15 protein-coding genes are annotated in these 12,785 nt (G+C 72.4%); 6 read left to right on the forward strand and 9 right to left on the reverse strand.

The genetic code is table 11. The features are described 5' to 3' along the window. Positions 1 to 8: 8 nt before the first annotated feature. The 7 genes from AC3RX0_RS13720 to AC3RX0_RS13750 all read right to left on the reverse strand — a co-directional run bounded on the left by AC3RX0_RS13720 (position 9) and on the right by AC3RX0_RS13750 (position 7,824). On the reverse strand, positions 9 to 1,304 hold the full coding sequence (locus tag AC3RX0_RS13720) for an L-lactate MFS transporter (protein ID WP_491506553.1): 1,296 nt from the start codon (positions 1,302 to 1,304) through the stop codon (positions 9 to 11). A gap of 135 nt (positions 1,305 to 1,439) precedes the next feature. After that, on the reverse strand, positions 1,440 to 3,794 hold the full coding sequence (locus tag AC3RX0_RS13725) for an FdhF/YdeP family oxidoreductase (RefSeq protein ID WP_491506554.1): 2,355 nt from the start codon (positions 3,792 to 3,794) through the stop codon (positions 1,440 to 1,442). Between the two features lie 128 nt (positions 3,795 to 3,922). Further along, entirely contained in the window at positions 3,923 to 4,855 is a 933-nt protein-coding gene (gene fdhD, locus AC3RX0_RS13730; RefSeq protein WP_491506555.1) for a formate dehydrogenase accessory sulfurtransferase FdhD, read from the reverse strand. A gap of 62 nt (positions 4,856 to 4,917) precedes the next feature. Then, the gene (locus AC3RX0_RS13735; protein WP_491506556.1) at positions 4,918 to 5,820 is read right to left on the reverse strand and encodes an ABC transporter ATP-binding protein; all 903 of its coding nucleotides are present in this window, start codon (positions 5,818 to 5,820) and stop codon (positions 4,918 to 4,920) included. After that, the gene (locus tag AC3RX0_RS13740) at positions 5,817 to 6,596 is read right to left on the reverse strand and encodes an ABC transporter permease (RefSeq protein ID WP_491506865.1); all 780 of its coding nucleotides are present in this window, start codon (positions 6,594 to 6,596) and stop codon (positions 5,817 to 5,819) included. The genes AC3RX0_RS13735 and AC3RX0_RS13740 overlap by 4 nt, the downstream gene beginning before the upstream one ends. Before the next feature lie 32 nt (positions 6,597 to 6,628). Further along, the gene (gene modA / locus AC3RX0_RS13745; protein ID WP_491506557.1) at positions 6,629 to 7,405 is read right to left on the reverse strand and encodes a molybdate ABC transporter substrate-binding protein; all 777 of its coding nucleotides are present in this window, start codon (positions 7,403 to 7,405) and stop codon (positions 6,629 to 6,631) included. Between the two features lie 23 nt (positions 7,406 to 7,428). Next, complete coding sequence (locus AC3RX0_RS13750; RefSeq protein ID WP_491506558.1) at positions 7,429 to 7,824, reverse strand: TOBE domain-containing protein; 396 nt, start codon at positions 7,822 to 7,824, stop codon at positions 7,429 to 7,431. Between the two features lie 98 nt (positions 7,825 to 7,922). Between AC3RX0_RS13750 and AC3RX0_RS13755 the strand changes: the two genes are divergently transcribed. The 6 genes from AC3RX0_RS13755 to AC3RX0_RS13780 are packed head-to-tail and all read left to right on the forward strand — an operon-like array spanning position 7,923 to position 11,871. Next, a complete protein-coding gene (locus tag AC3RX0_RS13755) occupies positions 7,923 to 9,068 on the forward strand; it encodes a ThiF family adenylyltransferase (RefSeq protein ID WP_491506559.1) in 1,146 nt (381 codons plus the stop codon). Continuing rightward, positions 9,065 to 10,261 (forward strand): molybdopterin molybdotransferase MoeA, encoded by a 1,197-nt coding sequence (locus AC3RX0_RS13760; RefSeq protein ID WP_491506560.1) that lies wholly within the window; start codon positions 9,065 to 9,067, stop codon positions 10,259 to 10,261. Before AC3RX0_RS13755 ends, AC3RX0_RS13760 begins: the two co-directional genes overlap by 4 nt. Then, positions 10,258 to 10,743 carry a cyclic pyranopterin monophosphate synthase MoaC gene (moaC, locus tag AC3RX0_RS13765; protein ID WP_491506561.1) on the forward strand — a complete coding sequence of 162 codons (486 nt, stop codon included), beginning with the start codon at positions 10,258 to 10,260 and terminating at the stop codon, positions 10,741 to 10,743. The genes AC3RX0_RS13760 and moaC overlap by 4 nt, the downstream gene beginning before the upstream one ends. Continuing rightward, positions 10,740 to 11,366 (forward strand): molybdenum cofactor guanylyltransferase, encoded by a 627-nt coding sequence (mobA, locus tag AC3RX0_RS13770; protein ID WP_491506562.1) that lies wholly within the window; start codon positions 10,740 to 10,742, stop codon positions 11,364 to 11,366. Before moaC ends, mobA begins: the two co-directional genes overlap by 4 nt. Further along, entirely contained in the window at positions 11,363 to 11,641 is a 279-nt protein-coding gene (locus AC3RX0_RS13775; RefSeq protein WP_491506563.1) for a DUF6457 domain-containing protein, read from the forward strand. The genes mobA and AC3RX0_RS13775 overlap by 4 nt, the downstream gene beginning before the upstream one ends. After that, entirely contained in the window at positions 11,638 to 11,871 is a 234-nt protein-coding gene (locus tag AC3RX0_RS13780; RefSeq protein ID WP_491506564.1) for a MoaD/ThiS family protein, read from the forward strand. The genes AC3RX0_RS13775 and AC3RX0_RS13780 overlap by 4 nt, the downstream gene beginning before the upstream one ends. A 7-nt stretch (positions 11,872 to 11,878) precedes the next feature. On the opposite strand, the gene AC3RX0_RS13785 is transcribed toward AC3RX0_RS13780, so the two are convergent. Next, the gene (locus AC3RX0_RS13785) at positions 11,879 to 12,304 is read right to left on the reverse strand and encodes a molybdenum cofactor biosynthesis protein MoaE (protein WP_491506565.1); all 426 of its coding nucleotides are present in this window, start codon (positions 12,302 to 12,304) and stop codon (positions 11,879 to 11,881) included. Continuing rightward, on the reverse strand, positions 12,301 to 12,780 hold the full coding sequence (locus AC3RX0_RS13790; RefSeq protein WP_491506566.1) for a MogA/MoaB family molybdenum cofactor biosynthesis protein: 480 nt from the start codon (positions 12,778 to 12,780) through the stop codon (positions 12,301 to 12,303). The genes AC3RX0_RS13785 and AC3RX0_RS13790 overlap by 4 nt, the downstream gene beginning before the upstream one ends. Between the last annotated feature and the right edge of the window lie 5 nt (positions 12,781 to 12,785).

Here is a 12,785-nt window from a genome sequence, read left to right on the forward strand (position 1 = left end):
GGTGGGGCCTACTCCGCCTCGCCCACCACGCCGGGTGCGAGGTCGCCGCCCGACGGGACCGCCGCCTCGGGCTTGGGCATGCGGGTGATCGCCGGGATGATCAGCGACACCAGCGCGATGATGCCGATCACGGTGTAGCCCAGCGTGTAGTTCTTCACGACGCCGTCGCCGATGAGCGCAGCGATGATCGGCGGGCCGATGATGCCGCCCAGGCTCCAGCCGATGATCATCAGACCGTAGATGGCTCCGGCGTGCTTGACTCCGAAGAAGTCGCCCGCCGTCGCCGGCATCGTGCCGAACCCGCCGCCGTAGCAGAGGTAGATCACCGCGGCGAGGATGAAGAACAGCACCGCGTTGCTCGCGTGCGGGACGATCAGCAGGCACACGCCCTGCAGGCCCAGCATCAGCGCGAACGCGACCATCCGGCCGGTGAAGCCCGACACCCACGCCCAGAAGATGCGGCCGCCGCCGTTGAACAGGGCGAGCACGCCCACCAGGGCCGCGGCCCCCGCGACGGAGTACCCGGCGACGTCCTTCGCGGTCGCCGCCGCCTGGGCGATCAGCGCGATGCCGACCGTCACGTTCAGCGTCAGGATCGCCGTCAGCAGGTACCACTGCGGCGTGCGCAGAGCCTCCTTCTCGGTGAACTGCTTGTAGGCGTCGCGGGTGCGACCGCTCACCGCCGGCGCCCATCCGGGAACCGTGTAGCCGGCGGGCGGGTTGCGGAAGAACGAGGCGCCCACGACGGCCAGCACCAGGTACCCGATCCCGAGGGGCAGGAACGCGCGGTTGGGCTCGGTCGGGGTCATCGCGATCAGCCACTGCGCCACCGGGGCGGTGACCACCGCGCCGAAGCCGAAGCCGGCCACCGCCAGCCCGGTGATGAGACCGCGCTTGTCGGGGAACCACTTCTGCAGCATCGCGATCGGCACGATGTAGGCGTAGCCGAGCCCGAAGCCGCTGATCACGCCGTACCCGAGCACGAGCAGCCACAGCAGGCTGGCGTCATGCGACACCGCGAACGACGCCAGGACGCACCCGAGGCCGTAGATGATGCCGCCGGTCAGCGCCACCGGGCGCGGGCCGGTACGATCCTGCACCTTGCCGCCGACGTAGCTGCCGATGAAGATCATGCCGATGGTGACCGTGAACGTCAGCGACGCCTCCGACGTGGTCAGGTTCATCGCGGTCGGCTCCGCCAGAGCCTTGCCGAACACGCTCCATGCGTAGACCGCGCCGATCGCGAACTGCAGCAGCAGCGCCGCCACGACGATCCACCATCTGCCCGCAGTCGGTTTTCGCACCGCTCCCGAGCTCCGTGTGGCTGATGACATCATTGTCCATCCTCTCTGTCGCCGGTCTTCATGTGGGCACGCCGATCCAGCGCCGGGGTCGCCCCCCGCGCGCCCGTCGGCGGCCGTCTCAGTGCTGCGTCGTCGTCAGCGCCCCGCCGTGGCCAGCGTCCCCGGCGCCTTCTCGGCGTCCGATCCGCCCGCCGTCGCCGCCGGCTCCAGCCGGATGACCACGCCCTTCGATGCCGGAGTGTTGCTGCCCAGCGCCGTCAGCCCCAGCGGCACGAGCGGATTGCCTTCGGGGAAGTAGGTGGCCGCGCACCCTCGCGAGGTCGGGAACGCCACGACCTTGAACCCGTGCACCGCCCGGTCCACGCCATCGCTGTACTCGCTGTGCACGTCGACGATCGACCCGTCGGCGAAGCCGAGCTCGGCGAGGTCGTCGGGGTGCACGAAGATCACGCGACGGCTCTTCTTGATGCCGCGGTAGCGGTCGTCGAGGCTGTAGATCGTCGTGTTGAACTGGTCGTGCGCGCGCATCGACTGCAGCAGCAGGCGTCCGGGCGGGCACTCGAGGTATTCGAGGTCGTTGACCGTGATCATGGCCTTGCCGGTCGCCGTCGGGAACGTCCGCGAGTCACGCGGTCCGTGCGGCAGGATGAAACCGTTGTCCTTCTTCAGTCGTGCGTTGAAGTCGTCGAATCCGGGCACGACGCGCTCGATGTGGTCGCGCACGACGTCGTAGTCCCGCTCGAACGACGCCCAGTCGACCGGTCCGTCGTCGCCCAGCAGTGCCCGGGCGATGCCCACCACGACCGACATCTCGCTGCGCAACTGGTCCGAGATGGGCTTCACCTTGCCCCGGGTCGAGTGGATCGCGCATACCGAATCCTCGACCGTCAGCATCTGCGGACCGGTGGCCTGCATGTCGATCTCGGTACGGCCGAGCACCGGCAGGATGATCGCCTCGTCGCCGACCGTCAGGTGGTTGCGGTTGAGCTTCGTGGAGATCTGGACGTTCAGCCCGACCTTGCGGAACCCCTCTTCGGCGGCGTGCGTGTCCGACACGGCCGACACGAGGTTGCCGCCCATCGAGATCCACACCTTCGTCTTGCCGGCCAGCATCGCCTCGACCGCCTGGACGACGTCGTAGCCGTGCTCGCGCGGAACGGTGGTCCCGAACTCCTTGTCGAGCGCGGCGAGGAACTTCTCGGGCATCTGCTCCCAGATGCCCATCGTCCGGTCGCCCTGCACGTTGCTGTGCCCGCGGATCGGCGATGCCCCCGCGCCGGGCTTGCCCATGTTGCCGCGCAGGAGCAGCAGGTTGATGACCTCCTTCAGGATGCGCACCGCATCCCGATGCTGGGTCAGGCCCATCGCCCACGTGATGATGACGTTGTCGGCGCGCAGGTAGCGGTCCGCCAGTTCGTCGATCTGGGCCGTGGTCAGGCCGGTGGCCCGCAGCACCATCTCGGCGTCGAGGTCCTTCACGTGCTCGCGGAACTCGTCCAGGCCCGAGCAGTGCTCGTCGAGGAACGCATGGTCGAGCACCGTGCCGGGGCGCGCATCCTCGGCCTGGAACACCCGCTGCGAGATCGCCTTCATCAGCCAGCCGTCGCCGCCGGCACGGATCTGCAGGTACTGGTCGGCCAGACCCATGCCCTTGCCGATGATGCCGCTCACCTTCTGCGGGTTCTTGTAGCGGATCAGCCCCGCCTCCAGCAGCGGATTGATCGCGACGATCTCGGCGCCGGCCTGCTTGGCCTCTTCGAGCGCGGTCAGCATCCGGGGGTGGTTCGTGCCCGGGTTCTGACCCATGATGATGATCAGATCGGCCTTCGCGAAGTCTTTGTAGGCGATCGTGTTCTTGCCGATGCCGATCACCTCGCCCAGCGCCTTGCCGGTCGACTCGTGGCACATGTTCGAGCAGTCGGGCAGGTTGTTGGTGCCGAACGAACGCGCCAGCAGCTGGTACGCGAACGCCGTCTCGTTGGCCGTGCGCCCGCTCGTGTAGAACGTCGCCTCGTTCGGCGAGTCCATGGCCTTCAGCCGATCGGCGATCAGCCTGAATGCGGCGTCCCACGTGATCGGTTCGTAGTGGTCGCTGCCCTTCGGCTTGTACACGGGCTCGATCAGGCGCCCCTGCATGCCGAGCCAGTACTCCGACTTGTCCTCGAGACTCGGGATCGAGTTCTCGGCCCAGAACGACGTGGGGATCGTGACGGGCGTCGCCTCCCACGTGACGGCCTTCGCGCCGTTCTCGCAGAACTCGAACGTCTTGCGCTCGTCCGGATCGGCCCAGGCACAGCTCATGCAGTCGAAGCCGTCCTTCTGGTTCATCTCGGTGACGAGCTTGAGCGCTCGCCCGAGGCCCATGTCCTTGATGGCCGGCACCATCGCATGGAGCACGCCGGGAACGCCGGCCGCCCACTGCTTGGGTTCGGCCACTTCCATGGCCGTGGCATCCTCATCGACGTCTTGAACCGGCGCCTTACCCGTCATCGTGAAGCACGCTCCTTCGCTCGCTCACTCGAAGGGCGCCGTCGTCGAGCAGCCGACCGCACCCTCTCTCCCTGGCTTATCAGCGAATGCACAGGTTTGCAAGGGCTTCTGCACATCCGCGTGTCGTATCACGCGGGTTCCAGCACCCCCGCGCGGATGCGATCCGCCCGGGAGTACACGTTCATGGATGCGCCGCGGACGAAGCCCACCAGCGTCAGCCCCGACTTCTCGGCCATCTCGACGGCCAGCGACGACGGCGCCGACACCGCCGACAGCATCGGGATGCCGGCCATGACGGCCTTCTGCACGAGTTCGAAGCTCGCGCGTCCCGACACCTGCAGCACGGTGCCGGTCAGCGGCAGCCTGCCGTTGAGCACCGCCCAGCCGACGACCTTGTCGACGGCGTTGTGCCGGCCCACGTCCTCGCGCACGACCAGCAGCTCACCGGTGGCGGCGTCGCACAGCGCGGCCGCGTGCAGCCCGCCGGTCTTCTCGAACACCTCTTGCCGGTCCCGCAGCGCGTCGGGCAGGCCCGCGAGCATCGCCGGAGAGACCTGGACCGGGTCCTGCGACACGTCGAACGCCGAGGTCGTGGCCACCTGCTCGATCGACGCCGCCCCGCACACGCCGCATGCGCTGGTCGTGTAGGAGTGCCGGGCGCGAGCGGGGTCTGGCAGCGCAGTGCCCGGCGCGAGCGTGACGTCCAGCACGTTGTACGTGTTCCCGCCGTCAGCGGCGGAGGCGCCCAGCGCATAGATCCCGAGCGGCACGCTCGTCGACCCGGTCGTGCGGATCGTGCCGCCGGTGCCCGGACCGCCGCAGTGGATCGCTGAGGCGAACTGGTCGTGGTGCGTGATCACACCCTCCGAGACCAGGAACCCGGCGGCCAGCTCCACGTCGTGCCCGGGCGTGCGCATCGTCACGGTCAGCGGCGCGCCGCCCACCCGGATCTCCAGCGGCTCCTCGGCCGCCAGCGTGTCCAGCCGGCGCACGACCTCGATGTCCGTGCCGTCGGCCGCGGTGATGCGGACGACCTTGTGACGGGTGGTGATCCTGCCCATTCCGACCTCCCGGATGCGCGACGTTGCAGCTCCCACGGTACTCGTCCCGCACCGGGCGGAGGTCATTCCCGGGGCGGCAGGCGCACGAGGAACGTCGCGCCCGGCACCACGCCGGCCTGCGCGGGCACGCGGATCACGACCTCGTCGCCGGCGGCGGTGCGGGCCCGGGCCGTCACCGCACCTGCGCCCTCGGGCTCGACGGCGACGATCTGCGCCTGCCACGTGTCACTGGCGCCTGCGGGGCGCGTCGCGGCCAGCGCCCTGACGAACGGGGTGGCCGGAGCGTCCAGTACGTCGGCGGGGCGCCCCGCCTGCGTGATCCGCCCGTCCTCGAGCACCACGAGGCGGTCGGCGAGGGATGCCGCGTCCCGGGCATCGTGCGTCGCGATGAGCGCGGTCGTTCCGGTGTCGGCGAGCTGGTCGTGCAGCACCGCCCGGATGCCGGCGGCCGTGGCGGGGTCCAGCGAGGTCAACGGCTCGTCCAGCAGCAGCAGCAGCGGAGACGTGGCCAGGGCCCTGGCCAGCGCCACCCGCTGCTGCTGGCCCCCCGACAGCTGCGCCGGGCGGCGGTCCCCCGACGCGCCCAGCCCGACGCGCTCCAGCCAGGCGTCGGCATCGGCCCGCGCCCGATGCCGCGCGGTCCCGCGCGCCCGCGGCCCGAAAGCCACGTTCTCCCGCGCCGACAGGTGCGGGAACAGCCGCGGCTCCTGCCCCAGCAGCACGACTCCCCGCCGGTGCGGGGGCACGCGGTGGCCGGCCGCGGCATCCAGCAGCCGACCGTCCAGACGCACGTGCCCACCCGACAGCGGCGCGAAGCCGGCGATCGCGCCGAACAGCGTCGACTTGCCGGCGCCCGACGGCCCCATCACGGCGACGACCTCGCCCGGCAGCGCCAGTAGCGACACGTCGAGGCGGTACCCGCCGCGCTCGACCAGGACCGCGGCGTCGAGTCCGGCGCCGGTCATCGCACGCCTGCCCCGACGGCGGCGGCGGAGCCAGGGGCCGGACGCCATGCCCGCACGAGCAACAGCACCGCGACCGCCGTGACCAGCAGCAGCAGCGAGAGGGCCACGGCCGCGCCCTGGGTCACTCCGGCGCCGTTGAAGGCCGTGTAGATCGCCAGCGGCATCGTCTGTGTGACCCCCGGGGCGTTGCCGGCGAACAGGGCGGTCGCACCGAACTCGCCGACCGCGCGGGCGAAGCACAGGATGACCCCCGACAGCAGCCCGGGACCAGCCAGCGGCAGCGTCACGCGCCACAGGGTCGTCCAGCGTCCGGCGCCCAGGCCCGCGGCGGCCTGCTCGTAGCCGACGCCCGATGTGCGCAGCGCCCCCTCGAGGGCGAGCACGAGGAACGGCAGCGCGACGAACGTCTGGGCGAGCACGACCGCCGCGGTGGTGAACGGCAGCTGCAGCCCGGTGCCGCCGAGCCAGCCGTTGCGGCCGAACAGGAACAGCAGGGCCAGTCCCCCGACCATCGGCGGCAGCACGAGCGGCACGGTCACGGTCGCGCGCAGCACCGAGGCGGTGCGCGCCGGGGCGCGGGCGATGAACAGCGCCATCGGCACGCCCAGCACAAGGCACACGGCGGTCGCGGCAAGCCCGGTGAGCACCGACAGGCGCAGCGCGTCCAGGGCCGCGGGCGAGGTGATGTCGGCCCACAGGGTCGGCCACTGCACCCGTGCGACGAGCGCGGCCAGCGGCAGCACGAGGAATGCCAGCCCGATCACCGCCGGGACCATGAGGATCGGCGGCGCATACCCGGTACGGCGTCTCACGGTCTGTCGAATCCGAACGAGGCGAGGATCGCCTGCCCCCGGGCGCCGGTCACGAAGTCGACGAACGCATGGGCGGCGGCCGGGTTGGGCGCGTCCTTCAGCACGGCGATCGGGTACGAGTTCACGACCTTGTCGGCGCCGGCGGGCACGATCGCCTCGACCTCGTCGGTCGTGGCCGCGTCGGTCTTGTACACCAGGCCCGCGTCGGCCTCGCCGGTGCGCACCTTCGTGAGCACGGCGGTGACGTTCTGCTCTTCGCTGGCGGGGGTGACCGCGACCCCCGCGTTGTGCAGCAGGGTCTGCGACGCCGTGCCGCACGGCACCTGGGGCGCGCACAGCACGACCTTCCGCTTCGGGTCCGCGAGGTCGGCGAGCGTGTGCACGCCGGCGGGGTCGCCCCGGGGCACCGCGATCACCAGGGTGTTGCGCGCGAAGACGACGGGGTCGCTCGCCAGCCCGGGACCCGTGACCTTCGCCATGTTCTTCTGGTCCGCCGAGGCGAACACATCGACCCTCGCCCCGCCGAGGATCTGCGTGGCCAGGGTGCTCGAGCCGTCGTAGCTCGCGGTGACGTGCACGCCGGGGTGGGCCGTCTCGAACTCGGCGATGGCCTTCGCGAAGGCATCCTGCAGCGATGCGGCCGCCGCCACCGACACGTTCCCAGTGATGCCCGGGGCGGTCGGATCCGACGCGGGCGCGGACGATGCGGCGCATCCCGAAAGGACGAGGGCGAGGGATGCCGCGGCCGCGGCCAGCAGGGACGGTCGGCGCATGATGCTCTTCTCGGAATCGGGGTTCAGCCGCGCGGCATCTCGACGATCACCGTGGTGGCCTTGACCACGGCCACCGCGAGCGATCCGACCTCGAGCCCGAGGTCGCGCACGGCCTCGGCCGACATGAGCGAGACCACCCGATGGGGGCCCGCCTGGATGTCGACCTGCGCCATCACGCCGTCGGCGACGACGTTCGTGACCAGGCCGGTGAAGCGGTTGCGGGCGCTGGAGAGCACGTCGGTCGGATCGTCGGCGGCCCCGGCCAGCTCGACGGCGCGCCGCGCGAGCGCGTCGCCCGGGATCTCGGCGGGGCTCGCATCGGTCACGGGCAGCACGCCGTGCTCGACCCAGCGCCGCACCGTGTCGTCGCTCACCCCGAGCAGCCGCGCCGCCTGCGCGATCTTGTAGCTTGCGGCCATGCGGTCAGATTATCACCGCAGTTGCGGAGACAGCATCCATTCTCCTCCGCGTCTGCGGATCAGAGCCTGCCCCTTCGCAGCGTGGCTACGCTGAGACCATGACCCTGCCCCCTCTGGTCGATCCCGTCGGCGCGCTCGGCGACGCCGAGAATCTGCGCACCGCGCGCCATCAGCGGCTGGCCGGCCTCGGTCCCGAGGGCCAGCGCCGCATCGCCGCCGCACGCGTCGCCGTGATCGGCGCAGGAGGCTTGGGCTCCCCTGTCGTGCTGGCCCTGGCCGCGGCCGGAGTCGGCGAGCTCGTCGTGTTCGACGACGACGACGTCGACCTGTCGAATCTGCAGCGCCAGGTGATGCACCGCCGGCAGGACGTGGGGGCCCCGAAGGTCGACAGCGCCGTACGCGTGGCATCCGAGCTCTCCGAGACGCGCGTGCACCCCGAGCGCACCCGCCTCACCCCCGCGAACGCGGCCGGCCTGCTCGCCGACGTCGACCTGGTGCTCGACGGCACCGACGCGTTCGACAGCCGCGAGGTCGTCGCCGCCGCGTGCGAACGGCTCGGCCTGCCCCTCGTCTGGGGCACTGTGCAGGAGTTCGCCGGTCAGGTCACGGTCTTCTGGTCGCGTCCGCCGGCGGGCCTCGCCCCGGTGCGGCTGCACGACTTGTACCCGTCCGGCAGCGAGGCGCCGGCGTGCTCCGCGGTCGGAGTGTTCGGCCCGCTGTGCCTGCAGGTGGGTGCCCTCATGGCGGGTGAGGCGCTCAAGCTCGTCACCGGCATCGGGCAGCCCCTGCTCGGTCGCGTGGCCCTGCTGGACGCCCTGGCCGGCACGCAGCGCGAGGTGCCGTTGCGCACGTCGCGGGCGACGGATGCCGTGCCCGCGCACGTCGCGATCGCCGAGGTCGACGAGCCCGGGGACGCGGTCGTGATCGACGTGCGCGAAGCGGACGAGCTCGCCCGCGGTGCGCTGCCCGGGATCGTGCACATGCCGCTGAAGACCGCGGTCGCCGAGGCCGACGCCCTGGCCGACGAGTTCGAGGGGCGCCCGATCGTGGTGGTGTGCCAGGTCGGCGCGCGGGCTCGGGTCGCTGCGGCGGCGCTGCGGGACGCCGGCGCCGACGTCGCGGTGCTGCGCGGCGGCATGGACGGATGGACGCGGCGCCACGCCGCCACCGAGCAGGAGCGGGAGCGGGAGCACGTGCGGGAGCACGAGCACGAGCACGAGCACGAGCGGGAGCAGAGCGCATGATCACGGTCGAAGAGCACCTCGCGCGGATCCTCGAGGCGGTGCGGCCGGTCGAGTCCGTCACGATGCCGGCGGCGGCGGCGCTCGGTCGCGTGCTGCGCGAGCCCGTGCTCTCGGCCGTCGACCTGCCGCTGTTCGACAACTCGGCAATGGACGGCTTCGCCGTGCTGTTCGCCGACGTCGCGGCGGCAAGCTCCGACGCGCCCGCGGTGCTGCAGGTAGTGGCCGACCTGCCGGCGGGCACGGCGGACGACCCGGCGCTGAAGCCTGGCCAGGCGGCGCGGATCATGACCGGCGCTCCGGTGCCGACCGACGCCGACACGATCGTGCCGTTCGAAGACACCACAGGGGGCCTGGCCGACTCGCTGGATCGCGTCCAGGTCATCGCAGCCCCCCGCGCGCGCGGCGCGCACATCCGGCCACGGGCCGAGGAGCACCGGGCCGGCGACGTGATCCTGAGCGCCGGCGAGCTGCTGGGCGCCCGGCAGCTGGCCGCGGCTGCCGCGGCCGGCGTCGCCGAGGTCACGGTGTCGCGGCTGCCGCGCGTCGCGGTGATCTCGACCGGCGACGAGCTGGCACAGCCGGGCGTGCCGCTGCGCCGGGGGCAGATCCCCGAGTCCAACAGCACGCTGCTGGACGGGCTGTGTCGCGAGAACGGCGCCGAAGTGGTGCTGCGCGAGCAGGTCGACGACGACGGCGACGGGCTGCGCCGGGCGCTGGAGGATGCCGCGGCCCGGGGCGCGGACGTCGTGATCACATCCGGCGGGGTCAGTGCGGGGGCATACGAGGTGGTGCGCAACGTCGCTCCGATGGCGTTCGAGCAGGTGGCGATGCAGCCCGGCAAGCCGCAGGGCTTCGGCGACGGCACGCCGCTGATGTTCGGGCTGCCCGGAAACCCCGTCAGCGTCGCGGTGTCGTTCGAGGTGTTCGTGCGGCCGGCGCTGATGGCGCTGCAGGGCGCCGCCGGTCACGACCGGCTCGTGCTGCCGATGCGGGTGACCGAGGCATGGCGCACCCCGGCGGGGCGCCGGCAGTACCGCCCCGTGGTCGTCGACCGCGACGGCGTGCGACCGGCCTCGTCGGGCGGCTCGCACCTGGCCGCCAGCCTCGGGCGCGCGCAGGCCTATGCCATCGTCCCGACCGACGTCGACAGCGTCTCGGTCGGCGACGTCGTGGATGTCATGCTGGTGCCATGAGCTTCACACACCTGGATGCCGCGGGCCACGCGCGCATGGTCGACGTCACCGAGAAGCAGCCGACCGTGCGCTCCGCCACCGCCCGCGGATTCGTGCGCTGCGCGCCCGAAGTGGTCGCCGCCCTCCGGGACGGCACCGTACCCAAGGGCGATGTGCTGGCGGTGGCCCGCGTCGCGGGGATCGCCGGCGCCAAGCGCACCGCCGAGCTGCTGCCGCTCGCGCACGTGATCGGCGTGCACGGCGCAGGCGTCGACCTGCAGATCGTCGACGGCGGCGTCGAGATCGAGGCGACCGTGCGCACCGCCGACCGCACCGGGGTCGAGATGGAGGCGCTCACCGCCGTCTCGGTCGCAGCCCTCGCGGTCGTCGACATGGTCAAGGGCATGGACAAGGGCACCTCGTTCACCGACGTGCGCCTCGTCGCCAAGACCGGCGGCAAGTCCGGCGCCTGGCGGCGCCCGGGCGAGTCCGGTCCGCGATGACCGCCGCTGCCGCGCCGGGCCGGTTCGGCGCGATCCTGCTGGCCGGCGGCCGCGCCTCGCGCATGGGCGGCATCGACAAGCCGGGTCTGCGCGTCGACGGCGTGAGCCTGCGCAACCGCGCGATCGGCGCGGTGCGCAGCATCGGCGCCGACCCGATCACGGTCGTCGGCCCTGCGCCCGATCCCTCCCCCGACCAGCCCGGCACCGCCGTGCGCTGGATCCGCGAGGACCCGCCCTTCACGGGACCCGCCGCCGCGATCGTGGCGGCGCTCGCCCAGCCTGCGCCCGCCGACGACGCGCAGTGGACGTTCGTGCTCGCATGCGACCTCCCCCGGGTCGACGCCGCCGTACGGCAGCTCGTGGACGACATCGTGCTCCTGCCCTCCGACACCGATGGTGCGTGCCTGGCCGACGCGTCCAGCCGCCCGCAGTGGCTCACCGGGGCGTACCGCACGCACGCGCTGCGGCGGGCCGCGGCATCCCTCGCCGACGCCGGCCGCGACGCCTCGATGCGCGCGCTGCTGGCCGACCTCGCGATCGCCGCGCTCCCGGACCGTGCGGGCGGAGCCGATGACATCGACACGTGGGAGGATTACGAGAGGTTCACGAAGGAGGCCCCATGAGCGAGCACCTGCCCCCCGAAGCCCTGGATCACTGGGCGGACGCCCTGCGCGAGCGTTTCGCGCTGGCGCAGGAGGACGTGCCGATCGGGCTGATCCTCGACCTCGCGAAGGATGTCGCGAACGGCGTGGCCCGTCCCGCGGCTCCGTTCAGCGCGTTCGTGGCGGGACTCGTCGCAGGCCGGGCGGGCGGCTCGCCCGAGCGGGTGCAGGAGGCGGTCGCGGCGGTGTCCGAGCTCGCCTCGACGTGGGACGTGCACGCCGGAGAGACGTCGTGACCCTCGTCCGCTTCTTCGCCGCGGCCGAAGAGGCCGTGGGCGCCGCCGAGCTGCGACTGGCCGCTCCCGACCTGTCGGCGCTGAGGGCCGCGCTGAACGCGGATCATCCAGCGCTGGCGGCGATCCTGCCCCGCTGCTCGGTGCTCGTGGACGGCGCGCGGACCGACGACGACGAGCCGCTGGCCGACGACGCCGTCGTCGACGTGCTGCCCCCGTTCGCGGGCGGCTGAGCCGGCGTCAGCCGCCGAGGCCCTTCCAGGCCGTCGTGCCGTCGGACTCGACCTGCCGCTTCCAGACCGGCAGGCTGTGCTTGATCGCCTCGATCAGAGTGCGGCTCACGTCGTACGCCACGCCGCGATGGGCGGCGGCCACCGCCACCACGACGGCAGCGTCGCCCACGGCGAGCCGGCCGACCCGATGGCTGACAGCGACGACGGCCTCGGTCTCGCCGATCGCCTCGGCCGCCAGGGCCGCGAGCGTCTTCTCGGCATCGGGGTGGGCGCTGTACTCGAGCGCGACCACAGGGGTCGCGGCATCCGGATCGTGATCCCGCACCCGCCCCACGAACGTGATCTCGGCGCCCATGCGCGGGTCGTCGACGGCGGCGGTATGAGCGGCCTCGTCGAGGGGCTCGGCGCTGATGCGCGCCCACTGCAGGGTCATCGGTGGTCGTCCCCGCGCAGCTGCCCGAGCAGGTGCGGCGCGACCGACAGCACGACGGGCATGCCCGACTCGACGGCGGCCGGGCTGCCGGGCAGGTTCACGATCAGCGCGGCCTCGGCGACGCCCGACACCCCGCGCGAGAGCATGCCCGCGGGCCGCTCGGCCGTCGCCCGTCGTCGCAGCTCTTCGGCGATGCCGGGGATCGTGCGGGTGAGCACCCGCCGGGTGCCCTCAGGGGTCTCGTCGCGGGGGCCGACGCCGGTGCCGCCGGTGGTCACGATCACGCGGATGCCGTCGGTCAGCGCCGCGCGCAGCGTGTGCTCGACGATGTCGGCGCCGTCGGGGATCACGACCGGGTCGTCGCACGCGAAGCCGGCCTCGCGGAGGGCGGCCACTGCCAGAGGCCCGCTGACGTCCTCACTCTCGCCCCGTGAGGAGCGGTCCGACACCGTGATCACAGCCGCGGAATACTGCATGCCTC

This window comes from Microbacterium sp. W1-4-2 (assembly GCF_058349885.2).

What these genes read in the sequence shown, in the direction of transcription:
- AC3RX0_RS13725 (WP_491506554.1), bottom strand. Translation starts at nt 3,794, where the DNA reads ATGACGGGTAAGGCGCCGGTTCAAGACGTCGATGAGGATGCCACGGCC.
- fdhD (WP_491506555.1), bottom strand. Translation starts at nt 4,855, where the DNA reads ATGGGCAGGATCACCACCCGTCACAAGGTCGTCCGCATCACCGCGGCC.
- AC3RX0_RS13735 (WP_491506556.1), bottom strand. Translation starts at nt 5,820, where the DNA reads ATGACCGGCGCCGGACTCGACGCCGCGGTCCTGGTCGAGCGCGGCGGG.
- AC3RX0_RS13740 (WP_491506865.1), bottom strand. Translation starts at nt 6,596, where the DNA reads ATGGTCCCGGCGGTGATCGGGCTGGCATTCCTCGTGCTGCCGCTGGCC.
- modA (WP_491506557.1), bottom strand. Translation starts at nt 7,405, where the DNA reads ATGCGCCGACCGTCCCTGCTGGCCGCGGCCGCGGCATCCCTCGCCCTC.
- AC3RX0_RS13750 (WP_491506558.1), bottom strand. Translation starts at nt 7,824, where the DNA reads ATGGCCGCAAGCTACAAGATCGCGCAGGCGGCGCGGCTGCTCGGGGTG.
- AC3RX0_RS13755 (WP_491506559.1), top strand. Translation starts at nt 7,923, where the DNA reads ATGACCCTGCCCCCTCTGGTCGATCCCGTCGGCGCGCTCGGCGACGCC.
- AC3RX0_RS13760 (WP_491506560.1), top strand. Translation starts at nt 9,065, where the DNA reads ATGATCACGGTCGAAGAGCACCTCGCGCGGATCCTCGAGGCGGTGCGG.
- moaC (WP_491506561.1), top strand. Translation starts at nt 10,258, where the DNA reads ATGAGCTTCACACACCTGGATGCCGCGGGCCACGCGCGCATGGTCGAC.
- mobA (WP_491506562.1), top strand. Translation starts at nt 10,740, where the DNA reads ATGACCGCCGCTGCCGCGCCGGGCCGGTTCGGCGCGATCCTGCTGGCC.
- AC3RX0_RS13775 (WP_491506563.1), top strand. Translation starts at nt 11,363, where the DNA reads ATGAGCGAGCACCTGCCCCCCGAAGCCCTGGATCACTGGGCGGACGCC.
- AC3RX0_RS13785 (WP_491506565.1), bottom strand. Translation starts at nt 12,304, where the DNA reads ATGACCCTGCAGTGGGCGCGCATCAGCGCCGAGCCCCTCGACGAGGCC.
- AC3RX0_RS13790 (WP_491506566.1), bottom strand. Translation starts at nt 12,780, where the DNA reads ATGCAGTATTCCGCGGCTGTGATCACGGTGTCGGACCGCTCCTCACGG.